Genomic DNA, 26,639 nt, shown 5'->3' with positions numbered 1-26,639 from the left:
CGTCAGTGATAGAAGCTGGACTCAATATACTTAACAACTCAGCACTTCGTGCTTCGTTCGTTTCCGTCTATCTCGTCGGTATGGGGTGCATTCTAGTGGATTTCTAAAGCTTTGCAAGTGCTTTTAACTGGTTGTTTTATCGGGTGTTGTATTTTTACGCACTAAAAAGATTCAAAAATATACAACAACCAACCTAACTTAATAATTTTAAAGTAGAAATATAGATTTAATATTTCTACGTTCTTTTTTCATTACTTTTGCACTGTTGCTGCTTTAATATTCACACTGAGAATTTGAACAGGTTGTTTCGGTACATCTTGGTACGGTCCTGTACGTCCTGTCGGTACTTTAGTGATCTTATCCACCACATCCATACCTTTAGTGACCTGACCAAATACCGCATAACCTGCGTTATTGGTACTTTTATCTAAAAAGTTATTATCCACTACATTAATAAAGAACTGACTGGTTGCAGAATGCGGTAGGTTGGTTCGTGCCATCGCCAAAGTGCCACGTTTATTAGATAGACCATTACTTGATTCATTTTGAATGGCTGGTCGTGTTGATTTTTCTACAAGGTCAGCAGTCATGCCACCACCTTGCACCATGAACCCCGGAATGACGCGATGAAAAATTGTGCCGTTATAAAACTTAGCTTTCGTATAGTCTTCAAAGTTTTTTGCTGAGATTGGCGCTTTATCGTTAAACAGTTCAATCTCGATGTTGCCCATTGATGTTTTCATTTCAACAATCGTGTTATTTGCCATGACCACCATACTCATACATGTAGCCGTCACTGCAACTAAACTCTTCTTTAACATTTCGTTACTCACAGCATTCAGATGTTATTAGATTTCGGTATATTAATCGTTCAGTATAAATAAAACACTACTTCTTCTAAGAAAACGAGAATAACGATGAATGAAGCTCTAATCCTTTCTCAATTGAGTCAATTTCCACCTTGGCATTTACAAGGTGAAGCTTTTATTTTGAATTATTGGATCAGTCCGCAATTTATTCGACAATATAAAGCGTTTCGTATCGCCCCTTCACCTATTGGCCGTGTGGTTCAAGTCATGCTGGTTCGTTATCATCAATCCCCTGTTGGTCCTTATGATGAACTGCTTTTACTTGATCATCCCTTACTGAGTAAACGACGTTTAAGTTCAATTCCTAAAATTTATGTATCGACACAGATTTCGGTTGAACATGGTCAACACCTTTGGGGCATTCCGAAAGAGTTCGCTCAGTTTGATTGGCATACGCAACATGAAACAACACAATGCCAACTCAGCACTCAAAACCAAACGCTACGTTTAACCTTAACTCAATGTAAAAAGGCACGTCCGTTTTATATCAATAGTCATCACATTCCACGTTCCATGCTCAAAATACAGCAAGCATGGCAAGGTCAACGTTATGAGTTTTCTCCACAGTTTCGCGCAAAGCTAATGAAACTGAAAAAATTTGAGTGGGAAAACCATACCACCCTCTTTCCAGACTTTGGTCAAGCCAAGGCACTACAAAGTTTTTATGTCCCGAGCTTTCAACTTGTTTTTCCAGAAGCCAGAGTCCGCGTCAAATAGAAAAAATTGTTCCACGTGAAACATTATTTTTTTAACATTCATGCTTTTTTATTTAGCATTCTTATCCCAGAATTTTCTAAAGTTCTTTGCCATTTCTATGGTGATTTTTTTTGCCCGACGAGAAATGATGGTGAAGTTCACAAACCCATGGGGTTGATCGAGATAATTTTGATAATGCACCTTATTGCCCTGCTGTTTTAATTTGATGGCATAAATCTCACCTTCATCATGTAATAAATCATGACCCGCTGTAATGACATAGGCAGGAGCTAAACCTTTTAGCACTCCATAGGTAGGAGAAACTAGCGGATCATCTAAAGCCACTTGATGCTGGTCAGCATAAAAAGCAGTGACTATATCGACATCTTGCCCAGTTAAGGTGAGTCCGTCTTTATATGCAAAGAATGAAGGATGGCGACTTTTGAAATCAACCACAGGATAAATTAATAATTGCGCACTTGGCGCATAAGCTTTTGCCGCGCTTCGCTGTGCCACCACTGTACTGATATTGCCACCAGCACTATCACCTGCTACTGCAATTCGATCTTTCAAAATTTTAAGTTGACGTCGGTTTTGATACACCCAAGCTAAAGCGTCTTCACAAGATTGAATCAATAACTGCGGACTAGCTTCAGGAGCTAAAGGATAATCTATGCTTAACACTTGCACTTTGCCATGGACAGCCAAAAGTCGGCACACCTCGTCATGAGTATCTAAGCTACCCACCACAAAACCACCACCATGATAAAATACCAACATGGGAAGCTTTTTATTGGGTGCAGGATGGTAGTGTCTAGCAAAAACCGTCCCACTTTGCAGGGGTAGGCGTAAATCCTCTACCAATTTGACAGTGGTCGGCTTACTGGTCAACATTTGAATTTGATGGTCGAAGAGCTTACGAGAACGGTGAAAGTCCTCAAGAATAAAACCTGATTTACCTTGTTTATATTGTGCAGCCATCAGGCATTTTATGAATGGATCCAGTTGTTCAAAAGGATAAGGATAACCTAGCGCTTTCACTAGTCCTTCTTGGGCCGTACTTGGTAAATGATCAATTGCTCGCGCAACATGACCTTGTCCTTTTTCCATCCACTTTTGTAAAGTTTTATTCAATCCAACCATGTCAATCATATCCTTTTTTTTCGTTCTTCATATTCTCTACATGATCAGTAATTATGTGACCATTCTCTTATATAAGTCTTCACATCAAGATACATAGCAATATGCCCTATACGCTAATCTTCTTTTAAGAGCTTGTCATTGACAATTTTTATGCCGATTTAGGAGTGTTTTGCTATTCCGCTTTTGTAAGGAGACTCACCATGACTAAAAAAATAATATTGCTCTCACTCGTCAGCAGCCTATTTGTTGGTTGTGTGGCGTTTCCTGATGATGGCTATTATGACGGACGCTACGGTCACCGCTATGACTATGATGATCGAGGATATGATCGCCATGATGACCGATACGAACGTGATCACCAACGCTGGGAATATCAACAACGACAAAACCGTATTGAACGCGAACGTCGCGAGGTAGATCGAAATCGCCAGAGACATACTGAATGGGAACGCCAGAACCGCGAACAAGAACGACAACGCATTGAAGCTGAGCGCAAACAGATCGCCAATCAACGTCATCAAGACTGGCAACAGAAAAAGCGTGAGCAAGAGCGTCAACGGACTGAAGATCGACGTAAACACTCCAATAACGATCGTAAGCAACGTACCGATGATCAACGCCGCGATCAAAACAAAGGTTGGGATAACTCACGTCAAGAACGAGAAAATCGTAATCGTACATCAGACTAATGCAATAGCATGGCTGAGTAGCTTGAGTGATTTACCCTCTAAAAAAGACCTTCACGGCATCCAGTGAAGGTCTTTAACAAAGCGAATGTAAGAGAACGCTCTCTTTTAAGCTTTATTGTTGTGTTATCGCAGGTGTAGATTGGATCGGTTCAACCTGAGCAGCAGGATCCGCTTGAACCTCTACTCCAGTACTTCCCTCAACGGTTGCTGTTGCATCTGGTGCAGTGGTCACTTGAGCAGACTCAGGCGCTGTAGTAGTTTCATTTGAGCTACAACCAGCTATTGCAAATGCTGAACCTAAAAGCGCTAGAGACAATAATGCAGTTTTCTTCTTTAACATCTTTTGATTTCCTTTTACGTCATACAAAATAGCAAAGCCAAACTTTGCCCTGCCTATCTTTGTTAAATCCAAAAACTTTTACACACATCTTGAGTTGTAGTTTCTACAACTCCCAGTACAACTTGTGCAATTTTTTATTAACCTATAAAAATTGAAAACAACTCAAGTCTAGATCAAAAAGATTCGTTTAACTTTCTGATTCTGCATTCATTATATCGCTTGTATTTCATATTTCGGAGCAGCAAGACATCACTGCAAGTATTCCCCTTAATTGCAGAACTATCTTATGTTGATACACGATTAAATAATGTATTTAGCCCATTTCAAACCCAAAAGTTTAATCAAAGTAATCTTCAGGACTAAAATCAAGCAAGGATTTACATATACAGATTCAGCATTTTGAGTGCGAAAAAAGCGGATTTGAAATGTTCAATATAAAAAAGCCAAGGCTTGGGGCACTTGGCAAAAGTGTTACAAATTTAGATGCAGCCACCATGCTCTACTCTCTCTCCACAGAACATGATCACTGCGAACTATGACATTATGCGGCTACACTAAAAGCAAGTAAAACAGATAAATTTTATAAAAATTATTCAATTTAACGATCAAAAGAGCTAGAACCACCCCCCTCTCAATATCGCGTTAAATGCATCATTTATTTAAAACTGAGAACTACAGCACAACATTAAATCAATTTTTGCCCAAAATGAATGAATTAATCGCTCAATCCGCTTGAATTTTTGGCTGTTGCCCCGACCTTTTGTAGTAATCCTGAATTCAATAACGCATGGCAGTTCAGATTAACCCAGTTAACACTGATGCCTGAAGGACTGTACATGTTTAAGAACCCATTTAAACGGAGTAAATCAATGGCAACTGAGCAAAATCAAGACGCTCAAGATCTAGGGCAAGAGCAAGCGGATTCACAAACAGCGCAAACTCAAGCTGAAACGGAGCAAGCTGAAGTTTCAGTTGAGGATTTACAAGCTCAAATTACCAATCTTGAAGAAAGCTTAAAGCTTGAAAAAGCACGTACTGCAAACGCTGTATACGAAGCACAAAAAAGTGTAGAGCGTATTCAACGTGAATCTGATAAGCATAAAGACACCGTGCTAGAAAAATTCGCAAAAGAGTTACTTGACTCAGTGGATAATTTAGAACGTGCCATTAGCGCATCGGGTGAAGAGAAAACACCAATGTTTGAAGGTGTGGAACTGACGTTGAAATCGTTACTCACTGCACTGGAAAAATTTGGTGTGGTCGCAGTTGATACAGCAAATGGTTTCAATGCGGATTTGCATCAAGCAGTCGGGATTGATCCAAATGCGAAAGCCAACGAGATCGGAACGGTATTGCAAAAAGGTTATACCTTAAATGGTCGTTTGCTCCGTCCAGCAATGGTCATGGTTGGCGCATAAGCCTTATAAATTCGAGAGTTTGTGAAATTTTTTCGTCATTATCACTTGAAAAAAATTGAACGGCTCTCATATCGAATAACAAGCAAAAACATTGCAAAAATTTTTGAGGAATCATCCAAATGGCTAAAATCATTGGTATTGACTTAGGTACAACAAACTCTTGCGTCGCTGTACTTGAAGGTGACAAAGTTAAAGTTATCGACAACGCTGAAGGCGCACGTACAACACCATCTATTATTGCGTATAAAGATGGCGAAATCTTGGTGGGTCAGTCTGCAAAACGTCAGGCAGTGACTAATCCGAAAAACACATTATTCGCGATCAAACGTTTGATCGGTCGTAAGTACCAAGACCAAGCGGTTCAAAAGGACATCGGTCTTGTGCCTTACAAAATCATCAAAGCAGACAATGGCGATGCTTGGGTTGATGTAAACGATAAGAAACTAGCACCTCAACAAATCTCTGCTGAAATCTTGAAAAAGATGAAGAAAACAGCCGAAGACTACTTAGGTGAAACAGTGACTGAAGCGGTAATTACCGTTCCTGCTTACTTTAACGATGCACAGCGTCAAGCAACCAAAGATGCAGGTAAAATTGCAGGTCTTGATGTTAAACGTATCATTAACGAACCAACGGCTGCTGCACTTGCGTTCGGTATGGACAAAAAAGAAGGCGACCGTAAAATTGCAGTTTACGACTTAGGTGGTGGTACTTTTGACGTATCAATCATTGAAATTGCAGACCTTGATGGCGACCAACAAATCGAAGTGTTATCAACCAATGGTGATACTTTCCTTGGCGGTGAAGACTTTGATAACGCATTAATTGAATTCTTGGTTGAAGAATTTAAGAAAGAACAAAGTGTGAACTTGAAAAATGATCCACTTGCGTTACAACGTTTGAAAGAAGCTGCTGAGAAAGCAAAAATCGAGCTTTCTTCATCAAATGCAACTGAAATTAACTTGCCGTACATCACGGCGGACGCAACTGGTCCTAAACACTTAGTGATCAATGTAACGCGTGCAAAACTTGAAGGTTTAGTGGCTGATTTGGTTGAACGTACCATCGAACCTTGCCGTATTGCACTTAAAGATGCAGGTCTTTCAACTTCTGAGATTTCTGATGTGATCTTGGTGGGTGGTCAGTCTCGTATGCCACTTGTACAACAAAAAGTACAAGAGTTCTTCGGTCGTGAGCCACGTAAAGACGTGAACCCTGACGAAGCGGTAGCAATGGGTGCTGCGATTCAAGGTGCGGTATTGTCTGGTGACAAAACTGACGTACTTCTTCTTGACGTGACACCGTTGACCCTTGGTATCGAAACCATGGGTGGCGTGTTAACAGCAATTATTGAGAAAAACACCACGATTCCTGCGAAGAAATCTCAAGTGTTCTCAACTGCTGCGGACAACCAACCTGCTGTAGACATTTCTGTGTTCCAAGGTGAACGTAAAATGGCACAGCAAAACAAATTGTTGGGTAACTTCCAATTGGGCGACATTCCACCTGCTCCACGTGGTGTGCCACAAATTGAAGTATCGTTCGACATTAACGCTGACGGTATCTTAAAAGTATCGGCTAAAGATAAGAGCACTGGCAAAGAGCAATCTATCCAGATTAAAGCAAACTCAGGTTTGTCTGATGCTGAAATCGAAGCAATGATCAAAGACGCTGAAGCAAATGCTGAAGAAGATCGTAAGTTCGAAGAACTTGCGAAAGCACGTAACGAAGCGGATGCATTGGTATCTTCTGCTCAAAAAGCAGTGAAAGACCTAGGCGAGCAAGTAACAAGCGATGAAAAAACTGCTGTTGAAACTGCAGTCGCTGAGCTTGAAACTTCGACTAAAGAAAATGATGTAGAAGACATTAAAGCGAAAACTGAAGCTTTACAAAACATCATTATGCCGATCACACAACGTGCTTATGAAGCGGCGCAAGGTCAAGGCGGTGCTGAAGGTTTCGACCCAAATGCATTCGGCGGTGACGCTGGTCAACAACAAAAAGCGGACGATGGCGTTGTAGATGCTGAGTTCACTGAAGTGAAAGATGACAAAAAATAATTTGTCTCTTTAATAAAAAACCGCGCGAAAGCGCGGTTTTTTATTACCTAAATCACGTTGTGTCGTATTCCACTTTTACATTAGCCTGATAAAAAATTTAGAACTTAACCACCCATGAAAACTTTACAGTTGGGACTCATCGTCCTCATTACAACCTTCGGTTCTGCTTGTACCACAATAAACCCCTCCGTAGAAGCAGCTAAAAACCAGCAACAGCAAGGTACGCAACGGCAGATCCAACAAGCCTTCGATCAACTCCAAACCACGGGGGTGATTGTCATTAAGGATCAACATGGCTTACACAGCTACGGCAATGACCTAAGCCGCGCTCAGACACCGTATGTGCCCGCTTCTACCTTTAAAATGCTGAATGCCTTAATCGGACTAGAGCATGACAAGGCAACCATTAACGAGGTATTTAAATGGGATGGTCAAAAGCGTAGCTTTCCTGCATGGGAAAAAGACATGACTTTAGGACAAGCCATGCAAGCATCTGCCGTTCCAGTTTATCAGGAGCTAGCACGGCGCATTGGTCTAGACCTGATGCAAAAAGAAGTGCAACGCATTGGATATGGCAATCAACAGATTGGCACCGTTGTCGATAATTTTTGGTTAGTCGGCCCACTGCAAATTACGCCTGTCCAAGAAGTCCTTTTTGTCGAAAAGCTGGCAAATAAAAAGCTTGCATTTAAACCAGAAGTGCAACAGGCGGTACAAGACATGCTACTGATTGAACAGAAACCAAATTATAAACTTTATGCAAAATCAGGTTGGGGCATGGACATAGAACCGCAAGTTGGTTGGTGGACAGGCTGGGTAGAATATCCCGATCGTGAAAAGGTCTATTTCTCTTTAAATATGCACATGAAAACGGGAATTCCAGCCAGCGTACGTGAGCAACTGGTTAAACAAAGCTTGACTACATTGGGTCTAATTTAAAGCCCTTAATCTGACGCATTTTTATTTGGCAATCATCCTTTTTAAGCTAAAGTAGTTAAAAACAACGATCTATGAATAAAATATGCGTCTCATTGTATTGTTTGCTCTACTTGGCTTTTTAGGGATGATTTTTTATCAAAATCTGCAACATCCTCAACTTCGGCTCAATCCATTGTTAGATCGCATCACCCACCCTTTCGATCAACGTATTCGCTATCGGATTGCAGAAATTGACCCTCGTTTTAACCTAAGTGAAGTAGAACTGAAACAGATCAGCCAACAAGCCACTGATATTTGGAAACAAGGTCTCGGAAAAGATTATTTTGTTTATGACCCTGATGCTCGACTCAGTATTCATCTCATTTATGATCAAAGACAAGATGAATCACTACAACGCCGTGATCAACTGTCTAAACTCACGCAAAATGAAGCCAGTATCAGCCAAAAGAATAGTGAACTCAAAGCGATGCAAGAAAATCTCGCACGTCACGAAATCGCTTTAAATATGCAACAACGCAGTCTACAAGAACTCAACCAAAACTATAACGCCATGATCCACCAGTACAATCAATATGGTGGCGTGCCTGTCGCACAACAGCCTGCGGTACAACAAAGTTTAGCGCGACTTCGTGAACAGCAAAACTTTTTAGAACAACAAATTGCAAGCTTTAACACGCGTGTTAACGAATATAATCAAAGAGTGAATGAACTCAATCGCTTAGATCAAGGCCTTAATCTTGCGATTGATCAGTTTAATCAGCGTTTTCAACCCCGGCCATTTGATAAAGGTCTGTTTAATGGGCGAGAAATTCACATTTATGAGTTCGAGTCAGATGATGACCTACGCATGACCTTGGCACATGAATTTGGTCACGCCTTAGGCATGAAACATCATAATGACCCCAAGGCACTGATGTATCCCATGTTAGAAGAACAAGATATGCAGCATTTTCGTTTACAAAGTGCCGATATTGCGTTGTTTAATGCCCGTTGAAGTGGTGGTTTACTAAAAATCCCTAGTTTTAATGGGAGTATGAAATACAATCACAGCACATCTTGACTCGGGTTCGTGTTATTGTAAATAATTGAATATCCACTAGAAGCTTTGGAGACGAATGTGAGTTACTACCATATCTTAATCGAAGTAAATGACCACATCAGTACGATTGAAGAAACTCGTGATATCGAAATCTTTGATATTGTTGAGATTCAACCTTATCTCCATTCTATTCTATTGCCCTATTTCAACGAGCAACTGTTAGAACTTGAAGATGAGAATTTAGAGTTTAAGGATATTTTACATCTGGAAGTGAAACAGACGCTTTTGCCGATCAATGATTTGATTGAAGAAGAACAGAAACTGTTACCGAGTGACACCGATGTCACGATTACTGCCTATGAAGTTTTTAATAACCGAGACTTAAGCCAAGATGTCACCACGATTATTTTTGACTTACTCGATGCAATTAAACTCGATTGAAAGCGAATGATTGCACATAAAAAAGCCCTCATCATGATGAGGGCTTTTTTAATCCGGTCAGGTTTAGATCGAGAACGATGAACCACAACCACAGGTCGTTGTTGCATTTGGGTTTTGCACGACGAAACGTGAACCTTCCAAACCTTCAATATAATCCACCACTGAACCGACCAAATATTGATAACTCAATGAGTCAACCAACATTTTCACATCACCATTGATAAATTCTGCGTCGTCTTCATTTTGGTTTTCAGCAAAGTTAAAACCATAAGAAAAACCTGAACACCCACCGCCCGTAACATATACACGGAGCATTAAATCTTGATTCCCTTCACTGTCACGTAATTGACGTACTTTATTTGCGGCATTGTCGCTTAGTTCAAGTGCTTGGGCATTCATCTTAGATTCCTCAGTTCGGTTCAGCTGTCTTTCAAATCAAAAAGACCATATTTCGAGTATAGCATACTCAATATATGGTCCCTATTTGAATATTTAAAGTCAAATCAGACTAATTTTATCAAGATTGTTTGTAATTCTCATCTTGTAAGCCACATTCAAAGTTTTTCGCTGCTTGCTTACAACGGAATTGCCATAACAGTTTCATCATTCGCTTATCGTAAATACCGCGGTTGGTGAGATCAATCCGTGCTTCACGCATCATCTTTTGATAGCCAGGTTGATCGGCTGCAGGCACCTGCATCCAATATTTTTGTGGGATTTCGGCTTTCATTTTACCCAAAATACCAAATGCACGCGGTAACTGTCCTTTGACCCATTCCCGTGATTTTTGTCCATAACCTGCAGGGAATTTATCCGGGCGAATAATGATATTCCCTGTGACCTGTAAAATCGGATAATTCACAATCGCCCCTTTCGTTCCTAAACCTTTATGTAATTCCAAAGGTTTAAACACGGCAGCAGGTGCACCAATAATATCAACCTGACCATTATTAAACTTAGCCCCAAAGTTAGTGACATCAGCACTGACAGCTTGTGCACCAATTTGTTGAACCATGACTTTTTGTGCTTGATCATAGTCTAAAACCGCAATTTTCTTGCCTGCGGCTTTCGCTACGGTATTGATGCTACGGTCATTCACCAATAAAAAAGCGTCTCCAACGGGGATCACACCTGCGACCTCGTACTTACCATTGACCATATATTTAGCAAAAGCTGGGCTGGCCAAGCCTTGCATGACTTTTACTGCTAAATTGAGATCGGGAATCGCACCAATCGCGTCGAGTGAACCTGTAAACGCATTAAATTGACGCCCACGCATACCTGTGACACTAATGGCATCACATTTTCCTGCTTTAAAATCCTCAGCAATCACAGCTTCGTTTTGGCCTACACGCAGTTCAATATCCGCCCCCCAGTTTTTAGCCGCCAACTGATAATCTTTCATCAAGCTATAGACATCACCATTTTTTCCGACCAAGTCGAAGACACAAACCACTTGTTTGGCCTGTGCCATCGCTGTTGCAGAAATGACTAATGTCCCAACACTGAGGCTTTTCATCCACTGTTTCATACATCTTCCTTTAGACTTATTGTTGTTTATTGTGATGAGCCATTCACTTGTGCTCTTTGTTATTTTTTGATGCCTCGAATGAAACTTCACTCGGTTCACAACCACTCATTTCCTACACGCTATACAAATTAGCTGCGTCAAAACCATTTAAATCTGTCGATTAAAAACAAAAAAGAAAGCTCAATTTAAACTGAGCTTTCTTAGAACACATTGGGAAAATTATTCACCGCCCAGTGAGCATTCAAAGTTGGCTTTATCCACCGAGCAACGGGCTTTTTTCAAGACTGACATCATCGCTGGGTCATAAATGCCTCGTTTGGTCATATCCATCCGGCCATCACGCAACATTTTTTGATATTTGGTTTTGTCTTCTGCGCTGAGATTCATTTTGTATTTTGCAGGAATGCCTGCTTCTAAACGGCCTATCATCGCGATGCTTTTCGGTAGGTTTTTCACAAACCAATCTCGCGATTTTTGCCCAAAGCCTGCGGGAAATTGATCTGGGCGAATCACAAAATCAGCGGTCACTTGTAGTACAGGGAAGTTAAACATGGCACCATTTGTGCCTAAACCTTTATAAATTTCTAGGGGTTTATAAGCATAAGCAGGTGCGCCGACCATATCGACTTGACCATTATTAAACTTTGCCACAAAGTTAGACACATCGGAAATCACTGCTTGCGCACCGACGCGTTGTACCATGATTTTTTGCGCATCGTCATAGCCCAAAACCGCAAACTTTTTGCCCGCCGCTTTTTCAATGGAATTAATGCTTTTATCTCGTACAAAAATAAAAGCCGAACCTAAAGGTGCAATCCCAGCCACTTCGTATTTTTTACCTCCAAGATTGGTCACCATTTTTGCCGCATTACGTTGATCCAATGCAAAAGTAATCGCACGTTGTGCAATGGCATTGCTTGGAGCACCACCCAATGCATCAATAGAACCGACAAATTTATTGTACTGGCGCGCACGCATAGCGGTCATAAACACGCCATCACACTTACCTGCTTTAAAATCGTTGTCGGCAACGGCTTCATCTTGACGAGGGATTAAATTAATTTCAGCCCCCCAGCCTTTTGCAGCTAGAGCCCATTCTTGCGCCATTTGATAGGACTCACCTGATTTGCCAAGCAAGTCAAATACACAGATGTCCACTTTAGCCGCTTGTGCCGTCGACGCCACACCCAAAGCAGAAAAAGCAGCGAGTGCGAGGGTTAGTTTTTTCATTCTTATGTCCTTGTTCATTTTGTTGTTTGACAGGTGTCCATACACATGCAAAATATTAAGCAAGTTAAAATTAAAAAAATAGAGCATTTACTCAAAAATCACTGTCAATTGGGCAAATTTTTTTGCTTTTCTCAATCTCTTATTTTCGGATGATTTATAAACTACTTTAAATTCATCATTTTAGAATAAAAACCAGTATCATCCGCTTTACATGAATAATGCTTAATATTACAAAGAAATACAGCTTTTCGCCTTATTCACCACCCAATGAACATTCAAAGTTGGTGCGTTCAACCGTACAACGGGCTTTTTTCAGCACGCGCATCATGCCTGGGTCATAGACTCCTTGTTTGGTTAAATCAATGCGCCCTTCGCGTAGCATACGCTGATATTTTTCTTTATCTTCTTTACTCAGTTGCATTTTGATTTTGCTTGGAATGGCAGCTTCTAGTCGCTGCACCATGGCAAAGGATTGCGGGATTTTTTGTAAAAACCATTGCCGCGATTGCACGCCAAATTGAGCAGGAAAACGCTCGGGTCTGACAATTAAATCTGCAGTGACATTAACTACAGGAAAGTTAAGCATGGCCCCTTTAGAGCCTAGACCTTTTTCAATTTCTAGTGGTTTGTAGGCATAAGCAGGTGCGGCAACCACATCCACTTCACCTGTATTAAACTTTTTTATAAAGTTGGAGATATCCGACATCACAGGAACAGCGCCTACCCGCTCTACCATCACCCGTTGTGCACGGTCATAATGCAGGATGGCAAATTTTTTACCTTGCGCTTTCTCAATAGTGTTCAAACTTCGGTCTTTGACAAAAATATAAGCTGAACCAATTAAGCCAATGCCTGCCACTTCATAGTTTTCCCCTTGTAATGTGGTGGTCATGCGTTTGGTATTTCTAGGATCGAGTACATATTCCACGGCCTTTTGTGCAATTTTATTGCTCGGCACTCCGCCTAAGGCATCAATCGAACCGGCGAACTTGTTATAGGTGCGCGCGCGCATTGAGGTCATATACACCGCATCGCATTTATCATTTTGAAAGGCCTTATCGGCCAAGTCTTCGTCCTGAAACGAAATCAACTGTACCTGTGCGCCCCATTTTTTACTGACCAAAGCCCATTCTTCTAAGAATTTATAAGATTCACCTGCTTTACCCAGTAGGTCAAACACACAGACTTGTTGCTTCGCCTGCACCATACTGGAGAAAGCGCACAGTGCGAGTGTCGATAAAATAAAAATTCCTTTTCTTTTCATTATTATCCCTTCATGTTTTTTGTTTTACTGGGGAAATATATCTGTGTGCTATTTCTCAATATAGGTCAAAAAAGGTCAACTTTTAGCTTTCCGACCAAAGGTCAAAGGGTTTCATCCTCCCCTTAAAAGTAACTATTCAAGATTTCAGTTCAGATAAATTTTGAATGTTTAGTCTTTTGCTGACGCATCCATTAGAATAGGCGCACCTTTTTCTGATATTTGATAGTTCCATGATTCAGCTTGATCAAGTTTCATTGCGCCGTGGTGGACGAGTGTTATTTCAAAAAGCCTCCATGCAAATCCATCCGGGTTGGAAAGTTGGTCTCACCGGTGTCAATGGTGCTGGAAAATCAACTCTGTTTGCTGCGCTCTTAGGCTCAATCGGTCCTGATGATGGCACCCTAAGCCGCCCTGCTGTATGGACAGTGGCGCACATGGCGCAGGAAGTAAAAGCCTTAGATATGGCTGCGATTGATTTCGTCCTGACCGGTGATGAAGAGTATTGGAACATTCAACAACAGCTTAACCATCCTGAACAGTTAACTGACACTGAACTGGCTGATTTACATGGCCGATTCGATGAAATTAACGGTTATTCGGCACCTGCTAAAGCCGCTCAGCTTATGGCGGGTCTGGGTTTTATGGAACATCAAAACCAACTTTTGGTTTCGAGTTTCTCTGGTGGATGGCGGATGCGTTTAAACTTAGCGCGTACCCTAATGAGCCGTTCGGATCTATTATTACTCGATGAACCGACCAACCACTTAGATCTCGATGCTATTTTATGGTTAGAAGATTGGTTAAATGCCTATACGGGTACCCTGATTTTAATTTCGCATGACCGCGATTTCTTAGATGCCATTACCAACCGTATTTTGCATATCGAAAATCAAGAACTCACCCTCTATAGCGGCAACTATTCTACCTTTGAAACCACTCGTGCAGAACGTTTGGCACAACAACAACAAGCCTATGAAAAGCAGCTCGAAACACGGGCACATATTCAAAAATATATTGATCGCTTTAAAGCCCAAGCCACTAAAGCGCGTCAGGCACAAAGCCGAATTAAACAACTGGAACGGATGCAGTTACTTGCCCCTGCGCATGTCGATACCCCGTTTACCTTTAGCTTCCGTGAACCCACCAAAATGAGTTCGCCACTGCTCACTCTAGAGCAGGCTGATATTGGTTATGGCGATAAACTGATTGCCACCAATATCAACCTACAAATCACCCCGACGAGCCGAATTGGCTTATTGGGGATGAATGGTGCAGGTAAATCAACCTTAATCAAATCTTTGGTCGGTGATTTACCTTTACTCGCAGGACAACGCAAAGCTTCCGAACTGCTGAATATTGGCTATTTTGCACAGCATCAAATGGATTCACTAGATGAATCGGCTAGCCCAATGCTGCAATTGGCACGAATTGCAGATAAAAAAATCAGTGAAGCGACCTTACGTGCCTTTTTAGGCAGTTTCGGCTTTAGTGGCGAACGAATGGATACCCCTTGTGAGAGCTTTTCAGGTGGTGAACGTGCGCGTTTGGCATTGGCTTTAATCGTGTGGTTACGTCCCAATGTCTTGATTCTAGACGAACCGACCAACCATTTAGACTTAGATATGCGCCATGCCCTGACCATGGCTTTACAAGACTATGAAGGTGCAGTGGTCTTGGTTTCACACGAACGCCAACTGATTGCCAGTGTGTGCGATGACCTCATTTTAGTCCACGCTGGAAAATCCATAGAATTTGAAGGCGATCTTCACGATTATGCCAACTGGTTACGTCAAGCGCGCCTAGAGATGATTAAACAAGGTGGACAAATAGCACCTGTGGTGTCTAAAGTCAGTGAGCAAAAAACGCTCATTTCCAAAGTGGATAAAGAAGCGCAGCGTAAATTGGCTGCACAGCGCCGTGAACAAACGCGCCCGATTCGTAAAAATATCGAAAAATGTGAAAGCCTGCTGGCAAAGCACCAGCCACGCTTAGTCGACATTGAAAGTTTACTCGGTGATGCTGGCCTATATGACGCTGCACGCAAAGATGAACTCATGAAACTGATGAATGAGCAAACCGAACTTAAAAACCAAGTCAATGAAGCTGAAGAACAAATGCTAGAGCTGATGATGGAACTTGAAGAGCTCGAAAGTTCATTCGAAGACTAAAACATTCTATCTAACACAACTACTACTGCCCGTGATGCACAAGCATCGCGGGTTTTTTATGCTTTTTCGTTTTTATCGGCGGACTTTGGCTGAATGTTTTTCAAACACTCTCCAAACTGACCTCCTTGATATAAAAATCAATCCAGCTTCCCATCAAGAAAATTATATATTTTAAATAAAACATATACTTATAAAAAATAATAACTATTGTTTAGATATTTTTAAAAAGCAATTTTTCAATTATTTAATTCTGCTAAATTAATGGAATATTCAATCATGTAAACTCAAATAAACTTAATTATGCGTGTCCAAAGCACAATTTTCTGTAGCAAAACATCTCGGCCACTAAACAACAGCAACATTTCAAATTATTCAAAAACAGTTTGTTTTGAATTTAAAAGGACAAGGTAAACAGGAAAGCGGTTTTTAAATTCAAAAAATATCACAACTTTTAAATTTAGATTCTTCAGATCACATCCATTGTGGATAAAATTATACGTATTTTGACACCTAATATAAAGCGTATTTATATTTTGTCCACAGCTTGGTGATGCTTATTTATTCGATTCTTTTAGCTAAAGTTAACCCTTTTTCGCCGTTTTTCTTTAATTTAAAATGGCTCTTTTCGCCTTTAAAAAACGTAATTCTTGTATTTTCCAACCCCGATCGAAGATCCATGTTTCTTGGATTTGTTGGCGATTTTCAACCAAACCAATCAAAACCTGACAGCGTGTTTGGTCTCGGTTAAACTCAAATTCTTCAAATTCGACATCAGGTTTTTGAGGTTTCCAAACCCCATTTTTCACCGCATGTGCGATCTTTTCATAGCGTGTATAGTTGCTTTCTACACGATCGGCTTGCTCATAGACCACTTTAAAATGCTCATCTTCATATTGAGCTAAAACTTCATAATTACCGGTGAAAAATGCATTCACCCAAATGTCACGTACTTGTTCTAGTTGGTTATCCATCATAATGACCTCACATTTTGCACTGTGCAAAAAGACTTGATACTTACATCATGACATCGCTATAAGTCAGTTTAATAACATTGTACATTGCTTATATTTTATTCAAAAGCATAAAAAATGCTGTAAAAAAAAGCACTCTAACGAGTGCTTTTTTCTATGTATTTTGTAAAGCGTTTAAGCATCAATATCCGCATTCAGTGCATTCTCTTCAATAAATGCACGACGTGGTTCCACGTCATCACCCATCAAACAAGAGAACATACGATCAGCCTCAATCGCATCCTCAATCGTCACTTGCAGCATGTTGCGGTTTTCAGGATCCATTGTTGTTTCCCAAAGCTGATCCGCATTCATCTCACCCAAGCCTTTATAGCGCTGAATCATCATACCGCGACGTGAATCAGACAAAATATGCTGCCAAACTTGATGGAAATTGGTGACTGCAATTTTACGATCACCTTTTTGCAGGTAAGCACCGTCTTCAAGCAGCGTGAACCAGCTCTTAGAGTTTTTCAGCAAGCGTGCATATTCACCTGAACCCAATAAACCCGCATCTAGTAAATAACTATGCGGTAAATTGTGTACATAAATCGTGATACGAGGCAAATAAGTCTCGATCTTTTGACCATCTGCCAGCTCTTTTTCAAACATTTCTAAGCTCAGCTCAGGACGCAAGCTTGGCTGAATTTCTGCCACAGCGCTACGCACTTGCTCAGCCCACTGCTCGACATAAGCTCGGTCATGATTGTGATCAAGCTTAAAGCCTTCCACAGAAATCAACGCATCTAGAACACTGGCAGGATAACGAACTGTTAGACGCTGCAAGCTCTTCTGAGACGTTTGATAATCTGCAATCACATTCGCCAAAGCCTCACCACGAATTGCAGGTGCAGCTTCACTAACGTGTAATTCAAGCTCATCAATTGCGTTTGAAATTAAATAGGTTTCAAGCGCATCATTATCTTTAATATATTGCTCTTGTTTGCCTTTTTTCAGCTTGTATAACGGTGGCTGTGCAATATAGATATAACCACGTTCTACTAGCTCTGGCATTTGGCGGAAGAAGAAAGTCAACAATAAGGTACGAATGTGCGAACCATCCACGTCCGCATCGGTCATGATGATGATTTTATGATAACGAAGTTTATCTGGGTTGTACTCTTCACGACCAATACCACAACCTAATGCCGTAATCAGCGTGCCCACTTCTTGTGATGAAATCATCTTGTCAAAACGCGCACGTTCCACGTTTAGGATTTTACCTTTCAACGGTAAAATCGCTTGCATCTTACGGTTACGACCTTGTTTCGCACTACCACCCGCAGAGTCACCCTCGACCAGATACAATTCAGACAATGCAGGATCTTTCTCTTGGCAATCCGCCAATTTACCAGGTAAACCAGCAATATCTAAAGCACTTTTACGACGCGTCATTTCACGCGCTTTACGCGCCGCATCACGGGCACGAGCTGCATCAATAATTTTGCCTGCAATGGCTTTTGCCGCTTGTGGGTTTTCAAGCAAATATTCAGAGAATGATTTATTCATTGCCTGTTCAACCGCCGGTTTCACTTCACTTGAAACCAACTTTTCTTTGGTTTGTGAAGAGAACTTCGGATCAGGAACTTTCACTGAAACAATCGCAGTTAAACCTTCACGAGCATCATCCCCTGAAACGGCTACTTTCTCTTTTTTGAGTAAGTTTTCATTTTCCATGTAGCTGTTTAAGCCACGGGTTAAGGCTGCACGGAAACCTGCTAAATGCGTTCCGCCATCTTTTTGTGGAATGTTGTTGGTGAAGCAACGGACATTTTCTTGATAAGTATCATTCCACTGCAATGCCACTTCGACCCCAATGCCATTTTCCGCCTGTACGGTAAAATGAAAAATGTCATTTAGATGTGTTTTGCCTTGGTTAATATATTTCACAAACTCAGACAGACCGCCTTCGTAGTCAAACACATGTTCCGCATGAATACGCTCATCGCGCAAAACGATGCGCACGCCTGCGTTCAAGAAAGACAATTCACGTAAACGGCGTGCCAAAATATCGACATTGAAAATAGTCTGACTAAAAGTTTCAGCACTTGGCCAAAAACGTACAGTTGTTCCTGTCGTTTCGGTATCACCAATTACCGCTAAAGGATAAACAGGATCACCATGTTTGTATTCTTGTTGGTGAATATGGCCGGCACGGTGAATCGTCAATTCTAACTTACGTGACAATGCATTCACCACAGATACACCTACACCATGTAGTCCACCTGAAACCTTGTAACTATTGTCATCAAACTTACCGCCTGCGTGCAGAATAGTGAGAATAACTTCTGCTGCAGAAACCCCTTCTTCAGGGTGAATATCGGTCGGAATACCGCGCCCATTATCCGATACACTGACAGATTCATCTTCGTGAATCGTCACCAAGATTTCATCACAGTGACCTGCAAGCGCTTCGTCGATCGCATTATCCACCACCTCAAACACCATATGGTGTAAGCCTGAACCATCATCCGTATCACCAATATACATACCTGGACGTTTACGTACTGCGTCCAATCCACGTAATACTTTGATACTAGAGGAATCATAAGCTTTTTCTGTGGTTTGTTCCGTTTGAGAAGCAGCTTGTTGATCTTCTGAACTCATGGTTTCTCCCTAGCGAAAAATAGGTCTATCCCGTGATGGGTAAAATCTAAAATCATTGTGCGACAACTTGAACTTGACCATTTTCAACACAGAATAATTGATAAGAAATAGATAAATCATGTAAGTGATTTTTGACTGATTCATACTCTAAAGTGGTAATAAAAACTTGACTACCTAGTTGGCTCAATCGCTCAATTAAACGTTGTTGTGCTGTTAAATCTAATTCTGCTGTCAGATCATCTAATAATACCACAGTTTCCTTATTACAGGCATGCAGCATTGCAATCTGTGACAGTTTTAAAGCTATGATTAACAGCTTTTTTTGTCCCCGTGAAAGCACCACGTCTGCATCACCTAGGCTTGTTTTTAAACGTAAATCTGCCTTATGCGGCCCATATTCCGTATAGCGGCGGTCAAGGTCTTTTTGATGGTGACTTTGCAAGTCATGCAGTAACCCTACATCGGTGTGAAACCCTGGACTGTATTCCAAGTCAACCTGAATATGTGGCAAAAGTTGTTTTAAATCTTGCTCAAAAAAGTCCTTCCATTGCTCAACAATACTCACTCTTTGCGAATGTAGCATTTCTCCATAATCACTGAGCATTTTGTTCCACGGTTCCAAGTCTACCAAACTTAAATTTCGTCGTGTTTTAAGTAAACTGTTCCGTTGTTTTAAGGCACGCGAGTAATATTGCCATGCATGATAAAACTCTGGTTCCACGTGGAACATCAACCAATCGAGTAGCTGCCTTCTCGGCTTCGCACCATGATCAATAATATCGGTACTTTGTGGATCAATCAGTTGTAGGGGAAGAATTTTGGCTAACTGCCCTTGGGTGGCAATGTTGTCACCATTGACCTTAATCAACTGTTCACCTGACAACAGCTTTTGCATGCCAATCTTTTCTGTACTGGACTGCGCGAAAATTATGGCATCTTGGGTATCGGTTTGAATGTAGTTTTTAGGAATATGGGTACGGAAGGAGCGCCCTGTCGCCAGCAGATGGATGGCTTCCAAAATTGAGGTTTTGCCTGAACCATTTTGCCCATAAAAAACATTAAACGGTTGCAATCCATGGAGAGCAACCGTCTTTAAATTTCGAACACGTTCGATATTTAAACGCGTAATTTGCATGCGTCAACCTAAGTCTTAAACACGCATTGGCATAACAACATAAGTCTGATCTTGATGCGCAGGGTCTTGAACCAAAACCGACTGATTGGCTTCGGTCATGGTCATAGACACATCATCACCATCCAATGCGCCTAATACATCCAAGATATATTGTGCATTAAAAGACATTTCCATTGGTGCATTACTATATTGAATCGCCAAGTCTTCTACGGCTTCATCTTGTTCTGGGTTATTCGCACGAAGCTGTAGCGTATCGGCATCAAAATTTAAGAACACACCACGTAGTTTTTCATTACTTAAAATCGAAACACGTTGTAAAGATTGCTTAAAGACATCATGTGCAATTAAGACATTTTTATCACCACCACGTGGAATCACACGGCGATAGTCAGGGAATTTACCATCAATCAGTTTCGTCGTGAAACGAACAGTGGTTTCACCTTGTTCTTTGTCACGACTAGCAATTGAAATGGTCACATTCAACAGCTCACGACCAATCAACAATGCCAATTGCTCATCTTCAATGCTCAGTAGACGTTGTAATTCAGCTACAGCTTTACGTGGCACAATGGCTTGGATCAACTGGGTTGCATTTGAGCTGGCGACAGTTTCACACAGCGCCAAACGGTGACCATCAGTCGTGACTGCACGTAATTGATTGTTATCAATCTCAAGTAAAGTCCCTGTAAGGTAGAAACGTACGTCTTGTACCGCCATAGCAAAAGCAGTTTTTTCAAATAAACGCTTTAATTCACGCTGCGTCACCGCTACTTGGGTGCCTTGCGTGTTTTCTGTGCTTAAAAGTGGATAATCTTCAGCTGGTAAAGTCCCGAGAACAAAACGACTATTGCCTGACTTTAAAATACAGCGTTGATCTTCAGTAATCTGTAAGTCAATTAAGGCTGCTGTTGGCAAAGATTTACAAATATCCATCAACTTACGTGCAGGAACAGTTGTTTCACCCGCTTGTAAACATGCCCCATCAGCAAGTGTGGTACTGGCAACCAGCTCAACCTCTAAATCAGAGCCTGTAATGGTCAAAGACTCTTGATTTACTTGAACTTTGACATTTGAAAGAATGTTTAAAGTATGGCGACGTTCAACCGCTCCTACGACATGTGATAGAACATTAAGTAAGCTTTCTTTCGCGATTTTTAAACGCACGATACATTCCTCGAGAAACTGAAGATAAAAGAATAAATAAAAGTGTTTTTAGCAGTGTACTATGCGGCAGAACATGCCGCATTGCAAGAACAGAATTTGAACAACCACACTTAACTTTGTAGTAAGCGCTGTAAGTTTTTATAGTCCTCATTGAAGATCGGATCTTCATCTCTCAGACTGACCACTTTTTCACAGGCATGCATCACCGTACTATGATCACGCCCACCAAAAGCCATCCCAATTTCAGGGAAACTGTCGCCCGTTAACTCACGCGCCAAACCCATCGCCAATTGGCGTGGGCGTGCATAAATACGGGTACGTTTAGGTCCAACCAACTCTTTCAGTGGAATTCTAAAGTACTCACTCACCACACGTTGAATATTTTCAGTACTGATGGTTCGTGCACGAATCGCCAAGACGTCTTTTAAAGACTCACGCACGACATCTAAGTCAATCGCTGTGCCTTTAAAGCGGGAAATGGCCACCACTTTATTCAACGCACCTTCAAGCTCACGAACATTAGCAACGACTTGTTGTGCAATAAACAAGGCACAATTTCGCGGCAGTTCGACGTCATTGCTTTCTGCTTTTTTCAGCAAAATTTCAATTCGTGTTTCAATATCTGGTGGTTCAACCCCCACCGATAAGCCCCACGAAAAACGTGAAACCAAACGAGGGTCTAATTCAGTCAATTCTTTTGGATAGCGGTCAGAAGTCAAAATAATTTGCTTAGACTCATCTAAAAGTGCGTTAAATGTATAGAAAAACTCCACTAAACTTGCCTCTTTTCCTGCAAGTAAGTGAATATCATCGACCAATAATAGATCTAAAGATCGGCAATTTTTCTTAAATTCTTCCACTTTGCCCTGTTGCAAAGAGCTGACAAAATCCTGCACAAAACTTTCAGCCGTCATATACATGACGCGCGCATTAGGCTTGGCTTGCAATAAAGCATTACCAACCGCCTGCATTAAATGCGTTTTACCCAATCCAGTCGGACCATATAAAAATAATGGATTGTGCTGAGAAGCCCCCAACTGAGTCAAAACCTTACGACATGTTTCAGCAGCCATCTGGTTTGAACGCCCCTCAACAAAAAGTGAGAAACTAAATAAAGGGTTAAGCTGACGTTTACGATTATTTTTAGCAGGACTTTCGTCTTTTTCTTTTTTAGGGCGCTGCACAGGCGTAGGTGCTGACTCTAAAGCTGCAGTTGTGGTTGCAGGTTGTTCAGCCGCAGATAAAATCGCCCCAGGTCTTGAATCGACTAAAATTTCAACCTTACGCACACGTCCTTCAGAGAGTTGTTCAACTAAAATAGTAATCAACTCAAGATGGTGTTCTTGAATGTAACGTGTCCAATAGGGATTCGGCGCATACAGACGTAATGTGTCATTTAACTCTTCTGCAACTAAAGGGCGTATCCACATCGTAAAGACATTCCCAGATAGCTCTTGTCGCAAGCGAGTTAAGCAGTCCGTCCAAAGCATGTGAAACCCCTATTCATTCCATCGATAATTAATAAAAACACGAAGCACCCACCGAAGCGGGTCGCCATTCTAACCAAGTTATCCACATCTGTCATGGGAAATTCTGTCGATATTGCTCAAAAAGACTACTTATAAAAACAAATTTAAATTCAAATGCTATTGTGGATAAGTTTATCCTCAAGCTGTGGATAGAATATAGCATAAAGTTATCCACAAACTATTATTTTTATAAAAACAACTTTATCCACACCATATAATTATGTTTTTTAAATAGAAAAGTGCAATTTCCACAGAAAAACACAGCCCTAATAGTAATAAATTTAAATTTATAAATTTGAATTTATTTATAAGAGCGCTGTTTTTTGGGGATAACTTCGCTTGAGATATGAATTTAAATTTAAAACATTACAATGTAATTGAATTTAAACAACTGTGGATAATTATGTGAATAATCTTGCTGATAACTTATATCACTTTAATAAACAATAATCTAGCTTGTGTATAATAAAAAAACGCTGTGTATAAGAGATTTGAGCTTTTATTGCAGGGATACATTAAAAACAAGTTAATTTTGCAAGAAAATCTGTTTTTCATTGACAGCTCAAGCAATGAACACTAAAATCGCGAACCTTCATTGAATGATCATTTTTGGAGTTTCGATATGAAACGTACATTCCAACCATCTGAATTAAAGCGTAAGCGCGTTCATGGTTTCCGTGCTCGTATGGCTACTAAAGCTGGTCGCCAAGTATTAGCTCGTCGTCGTGCAAAAGGTCGTCACAGCTTAACTGTTTAATCAATAGTTAACGCTTAAAGCGATTTTGGGTGTTATGACTACACTTTATGGCTTCAGCACAGAGGTTCGTATTCGCTGTGCTGCCGATTATAAAAGTGTCTTCGATGGTGCGCTTTTTAAAGTGCATCAACCCCATTTCTTATTTCTAGCAAAACTGACCGAACAACCTCATAGTCGTTTGGGTATTGTTGTTGCTAAAAAGAAAGTGCGTCGTGCACACGAAAGAAATAGAGTAAAACGTTTGGCTCGCGAAAGCTTTCGCTTGCATCAACAGCAATTAACTTTAGATATTGTGGTTATGCCTAAAATGGGGATAGAAACAGTGCCTAATGCAGAGTTGCACCAGCAATTACAATTTGCTTGGCAAAAATTACAACGTCTTGCCAAAAAGCATCAAAAAATAGCTCCCTCCCTGCAAAAGTAGAGATGGCCAATGGTCCGGTTACTGCATTGGTTAATTCGATTTTATCAAATTGCGATTAGTCCTTTACTTGGACCGCGTTGTCGTTATATCCCTACATGTTCTCAATATTCATTGGAAGCAGTCCATACACATGGTGCTGTGCGTGGTGTGTGGTTGGCTACTAAACGTATTTGCCGTTGTCATCCTTGGGGTGGATCGGGGTATGACCCTGTTCCAGCTAAAAGGATTCGTTTTATCTCTTTTCAGCAAATAGATTCTCAAAAGCGTCTGCTTGCTGTACCCTTTCGTGATTGTTTCTTGAACCAAAATCACTCTAACCACTTGGGGTAATAGATATGCAACAATGGGCCAGGTTTGCCATTCTCGGGGCCATGTTTGTTGTCGCTTATTTGCTTATTTTGGCTTGGCAAAAAGATTATGGACATGCGGCAACTCAGCAACAGCCTCAACAGGCTGCTGTAGTTTCGCATGAAGTATCTGCAGATTTGCCAAATGCTCAAACGGCTTCAGCAGCGTCTGATATGCCACAAGCAAATATCGCGACTCAGCAACCAGTTACAGAAGCTAAAGCATCTGTAAATCAACAGCTTATTTCAGTACAAACTGACCTTTATCATCTTTGGATTAACCCTAAAGGTGGTGATATTGTTCGTATTGAATTGTTAAACCATGACAAGAGCAAAGACAGCAATGAAGCATTTGTCATGCTGGAAAGTGATGCGAAACGTACTTATGTGGCGCAGTCTGGTTTAATTGGTCTTAATGGTCCAGACAGTAATCGTAGCGGTCGCCCAATGTATGAGATTGAAAAATCTGCTTATACATTGAATGATGCCAAAGCGGTTCAAACGGAAGATGGTAAAAGCATCAAAGTGTTAACTGTACCGATGGTACTGAAAACAGCGGATGGTGTGGAAATCATTAAAACCTTTACCTTCAAGCAAGGTGACTATCCTATTGTTGTGAACCATAAAGTGGTGAACCGCAGTGGTCAAAACTGGCAGGGTCAAATGTTTGGTCAACTCAAACGTGACAACTCTGAAGATCCAGGTAAGTCAGACCAAGGTATTTTCACATTGGGCACTTTCTTAGGTGGTGCTTGGGGTTCGCCAGATGAACATTATAACAAGCTGAAATTTGCTAACTTCAATGAAGAAAAATTGAATGTTGAAGCGAAAGGTGGCTGGGTTGCTATGGTTCAGCACTATTTCGTCAGTGCTTGGATTCCAGGTGACTTAAAGCTTACGCAAGGTAACGGTCAACCGTATGTTGCAAAATTAGAATCGCGTAAGTCGACTGATGATATGAATATCATTGGTTTTACTTCACCAACAATTACTGTGCCTGCAGGAACAGTGGCTGAGATTGATGCGACTTTCTATTCAGGCCCTAAAGTTCAATCTGAGCTAAAAGAATTAGCAACAGGTTTGAACCAAACTGTTGATTATGGTTGGTTATGGCCAATTGCGAAATTGTTGTTCTTGGGTCTTGAGTTCTTCCACGGTTTAGTGGGTAACTGGGGCTGGGCAATTATTCTGTTAACGGTCTTGGTGAAACTGATTCTGTGGCCATTGTCGTCTAAGAGCTATCGCTCAATGGCGAAAATGCGTGTTATTGCACCTGAAATGCAACGTATGAAAGAAGAGTTCGGTGAAGACCGTATGCGCTTCTCTCAAGAAATGATGGCACTGTATAAACGAGAACAAGTCAATCCGCTTGCTGGTTGTTTGCCATTGTTATTACAAATGCCAATCTTCCTTGCATTGTACTGGGTATTGATGGAGTCTGTTGAACTTCGTCATGCACCATGGTTACTTTGGATTCAAGATTTGTCAGCAATGGATCCGTGGTTTATTTTACCGCTGTTGATGGGCGCAACCATGTTCATTCAGCAGTCTTTAAATCCACAGCCTGCAGACCCGATGCAAGCCAAAGTATTCCGCATCATGCCGATTGTTTTTACAGTCTTTATGCTGTTCTTCCCTTCGGGCTTGGTGTTGTACTGGATTGTCAACAACAGTATCACGATCATTCAACAAACGTTGATCAACAAATCTGTTGAAAAAGATCGCTTGAATAAGGAAAGTGCGTCGAGCTAATCGAGGCAACTTTTCGCGAAAAGCTGAATAAATCCGCTTAAGATGGTAATCTTAGGCGGATTTTTCTTTGCGCGTTTTTAAGATTTT

The 26,639-nt window shown here is 41.0% G+C and carries 24 protein-coding genes; 12 read left to right on the top strand and 12 right to left on the bottom strand.

Features of this window, described 5'->3' with window-relative positions; all coding sequences use genetic code 11:
• Nucleotides 1–251: 251 nt before the first annotated feature.
• Complete coding sequence (locus ACE01U_RS15010) at nt 252–821, bottom strand: peptidylprolyl isomerase (protein ID WP_086210899.1); 570 nt, start codon at nt 819–821, stop codon at nt 252–254.
• 96 nt (nt 822–917) lie between these two features.
• On the opposite strand from ACE01U_RS15010, the gene ACE01U_RS15005 reads away from it, so the two are divergent.
• A complete protein-coding gene (locus tag ACE01U_RS15005; RefSeq protein ID WP_395579840.1) occupies nt 918–1,586 on the top strand; it encodes an acetoacetate decarboxylase family protein in 669 nt (222 codons plus the stop codon).
• A gap of 48 nt (nt 1,587–1,634) precedes the next feature.
• Here ACE01U_RS15005 and ACE01U_RS15000 read toward each other — a convergent pair whose 3' ends face one another.
• Nucleotides 1,635–2,708, bottom strand: coding sequence for an alpha/beta hydrolase (locus tag ACE01U_RS15000; protein WP_395579839.1), 1,074 nt, complete (start codon nt 2,706–2,708; stop codon nt 1,635–1,637).
• A 200-nt stretch (nt 2,709–2,908) separates the two neighbouring features.
• Between ACE01U_RS15000 and ACE01U_RS14995 the strand changes: the two genes are divergently transcribed.
• On the top strand, nt 2,909–3,397 hold the full coding sequence (locus tag ACE01U_RS14995; protein WP_395579838.1) for a hypothetical protein: 489 nt from the start codon (nt 2,909–2,911) through the stop codon (nt 3,395–3,397).
• A gap of 112 nt (nt 3,398–3,509) precedes the next feature.
• Here the strand turns inward: ACE01U_RS14995 and ACE01U_RS14990 are convergent, their stop codons facing one another.
• Nucleotides 3,510–3,737: a hypothetical protein gene (locus ACE01U_RS14990; RefSeq protein WP_086210896.1), complete on the bottom strand. Its 228-nt coding sequence runs from the start codon at nt 3,735–3,737 to the stop codon at nt 3,510–3,512.
• A gap of 869 nt (nt 3,738–4,606) precedes the next feature.
• On the opposite strand from ACE01U_RS14990, the gene grpE reads away from it, so the two are divergent.
• The 5 genes from grpE to ACE01U_RS14965 all read left to right on the top strand — a co-directional run bounded on the left by grpE (nt 4,607) and on the right by ACE01U_RS14965 (nt 9,634).
• Nucleotides 4,607–5,155, top strand: a complete 549-nt coding sequence (gene grpE, locus ACE01U_RS14985; protein ID WP_119065037.1) for a nucleotide exchange factor GrpE — start codon at nt 4,607–4,609, stop codon at nt 5,153–5,155.
• Between the two features lie 119 nt (nt 5,156–5,274).
• A complete protein-coding gene (dnaK, locus tag ACE01U_RS14980) occupies nt 5,275–7,215 on the top strand; it encodes a molecular chaperone DnaK (RefSeq protein WP_086210894.1) in 1,941 nt (646 codons plus the stop codon).
• A 114-nt stretch (nt 7,216–7,329) separates the two neighbouring features.
• A complete protein-coding gene (gene blaOXA / locus ACE01U_RS14975) occupies nt 7,330–8,154 on the top strand; it encodes an OXA-211 family carbapenem-hydrolyzing class D beta-lactamase (RefSeq protein WP_395579837.1) in 825 nt (274 codons plus the stop codon).
• 82 nt (nt 8,155–8,236) lie between these two features.
• Nucleotides 8,237–9,148 (top strand): matrixin family metalloprotease, encoded by a 912-nt coding sequence (locus ACE01U_RS14970; protein ID WP_395579836.1) that lies wholly within the window; start codon nt 8,237–8,239, stop codon nt 9,146–9,148.
• A 111-nt stretch (nt 9,149–9,259) separates the two neighbouring features.
• Nucleotides 9,260–9,634, top strand: coding sequence for a hypothetical protein (locus ACE01U_RS14965; RefSeq protein WP_171264512.1), 375 nt, complete (start codon nt 9,260–9,262; stop codon nt 9,632–9,634).
• 63 nt (nt 9,635–9,697) lie between these two features.
• On the opposite strand, the gene erpA is transcribed toward ACE01U_RS14965, so the two are convergent.
• The 4 genes from erpA to ACE01U_RS14945 all read right to left on the bottom strand — a co-directional run bounded on the left by erpA (nt 9,698) and on the right by ACE01U_RS14945 (nt 13,659).
• Nucleotides 9,698–10,033, bottom strand: a complete 336-nt coding sequence (gene erpA, locus ACE01U_RS14960) for an iron-sulfur cluster insertion protein ErpA (RefSeq protein WP_086210890.1) — start codon at nt 10,031–10,033, stop codon at nt 9,698–9,700.
• 118 nt (nt 10,034–10,151) lie between these two features.
• Nucleotides 10,152–11,153, bottom strand: coding sequence for a putative solute-binding protein (locus ACE01U_RS14955; protein WP_395579842.1), 1,002 nt, complete (start codon nt 11,151–11,153; stop codon nt 10,152–10,154).
• Nucleotides 11,154–11,384: 231 nt separating this feature from the next.
• Complete coding sequence (locus ACE01U_RS14950; protein WP_086210888.1) at nt 11,385–12,395, bottom strand: putative solute-binding protein; 1,011 nt, start codon at nt 12,393–12,395, stop codon at nt 11,385–11,387.
• Nucleotides 12,396–12,648: 253 nt separating this feature from the next.
• On the bottom strand, nt 12,649–13,659 hold the full coding sequence (locus ACE01U_RS14945; RefSeq protein WP_395579835.1) for a putative solute-binding protein: 1,011 nt from the start codon (nt 13,657–13,659) through the stop codon (nt 12,649–12,651).
• 230 nt (nt 13,660–13,889) lie between these two features.
• Between ACE01U_RS14945 and ACE01U_RS14940 the strand changes: the two genes are divergently transcribed.
• Nucleotides 13,890–15,827, top strand: coding sequence for an ATP-binding cassette domain-containing protein (locus ACE01U_RS14940; protein ID WP_291375404.1), 1,938 nt, complete (start codon nt 13,890–13,892; stop codon nt 15,825–15,827).
• Nucleotides 15,828–16,432: 605 nt separating this feature from the next.
• On the opposite strand, the gene ACE01U_RS14935 is transcribed toward ACE01U_RS14940, so the two are convergent.
• The 5 genes from ACE01U_RS14935 to dnaA form a co-directional block, all read right to left on the bottom strand.
• Nucleotides 16,433–16,801, bottom strand: a complete 369-nt coding sequence (locus ACE01U_RS14935; protein ID WP_151707199.1) for a hypothetical protein — start codon at nt 16,799–16,801, stop codon at nt 16,433–16,435.
• A 171-nt stretch (nt 16,802–16,972) separates the two neighbouring features.
• Complete coding sequence (gene gyrB, locus ACE01U_RS14930) at nt 16,973–19,444, bottom strand: DNA topoisomerase (ATP-hydrolyzing) subunit B (RefSeq protein WP_086210885.1); 2,472 nt, start codon at nt 19,442–19,444, stop codon at nt 16,973–16,975.
• A 52-nt stretch (nt 19,445–19,496) separates the two neighbouring features.
• Complete coding sequence (gene recF / locus ACE01U_RS14925) at nt 19,497–20,579, bottom strand: DNA replication/repair protein RecF (RefSeq protein ID WP_086210884.1); 1,083 nt, start codon at nt 20,577–20,579, stop codon at nt 19,497–19,499.
• Nucleotides 20,580–20,594: 15 nt separating this feature from the next.
• The gene (gene dnaN, locus ACE01U_RS14920; protein ID WP_086210883.1) at nt 20,595–21,743 is read right to left on the bottom strand and encodes a DNA polymerase III subunit beta; all 1,149 of its coding nucleotides are present in this window, start codon (nt 21,741–21,743) and stop codon (nt 20,595–20,597) included.
• Between the two features lie 110 nt (nt 21,744–21,853).
• On the bottom strand, nt 21,854–23,233 hold the full coding sequence (gene dnaA / locus ACE01U_RS14915) for a chromosomal replication initiator protein DnaA (RefSeq protein ID WP_086210882.1): 1,380 nt from the start codon (nt 23,231–23,233) through the stop codon (nt 21,854–21,856).
• 661 nt (nt 23,234–23,894) lie between these two features.
• On the opposite strand from dnaA, the gene rpmH reads away from it, so the two are divergent.
• From rpmH to yidC, 4 genes are read left to right on the top strand one after another with little or no spacing between them, the layout of a single operon-like run.
• On the top strand, nt 23,895–24,029 hold the full coding sequence (gene rpmH / locus ACE01U_RS14910) for a 50S ribosomal protein L34 (RefSeq protein WP_000831329.1): 135 nt from the start codon (nt 23,895–23,897) through the stop codon (nt 24,027–24,029).
• Between the two features lie 34 nt (nt 24,030–24,063).
• Nucleotides 24,064–24,453 carry a ribonuclease P protein component gene (gene rnpA / locus ACE01U_RS14905; RefSeq protein ID WP_086210881.1) on the top strand — a complete coding sequence of 130 codons (390 nt, stop codon included), beginning with the start codon at nt 24,064–24,066 and terminating at the stop codon, nt 24,451–24,453.
• Between the two features lie 9 nt (nt 24,454–24,462).
• Nucleotides 24,463–24,783 carry a membrane protein insertion efficiency factor YidD gene (gene yidD / locus ACE01U_RS14900; RefSeq protein WP_086210880.1) on the top strand — a complete coding sequence of 107 codons (321 nt, stop codon included), beginning with the start codon at nt 24,463–24,465 and terminating at the stop codon, nt 24,781–24,783.
• 5 nt (nt 24,784–24,788) lie between these two features.
• Nucleotides 24,789–26,552 carry a membrane protein insertase YidC gene (yidC, locus tag ACE01U_RS14895; RefSeq protein WP_119065033.1) on the top strand — a complete coding sequence of 588 codons (1,764 nt, stop codon included), beginning with the start codon at nt 24,789–24,791 and terminating at the stop codon, nt 26,550–26,552.
• Nucleotides 26,553–26,639 lie beyond the last annotated feature (87 nt).

Origin of the sequence: Acinetobacter halobius (assembly GCF_044130335.1) — a bacterium.
Taxonomy (GTDB): domain Bacteria; phylum Pseudomonadota; class Gammaproteobacteria; order Pseudomonadales; family Moraxellaceae; genus Acinetobacter.
Note: the sequence above shows the minus strand (reverse complement) of the source record. Positions and strands in the feature narration are given on the sequence as shown.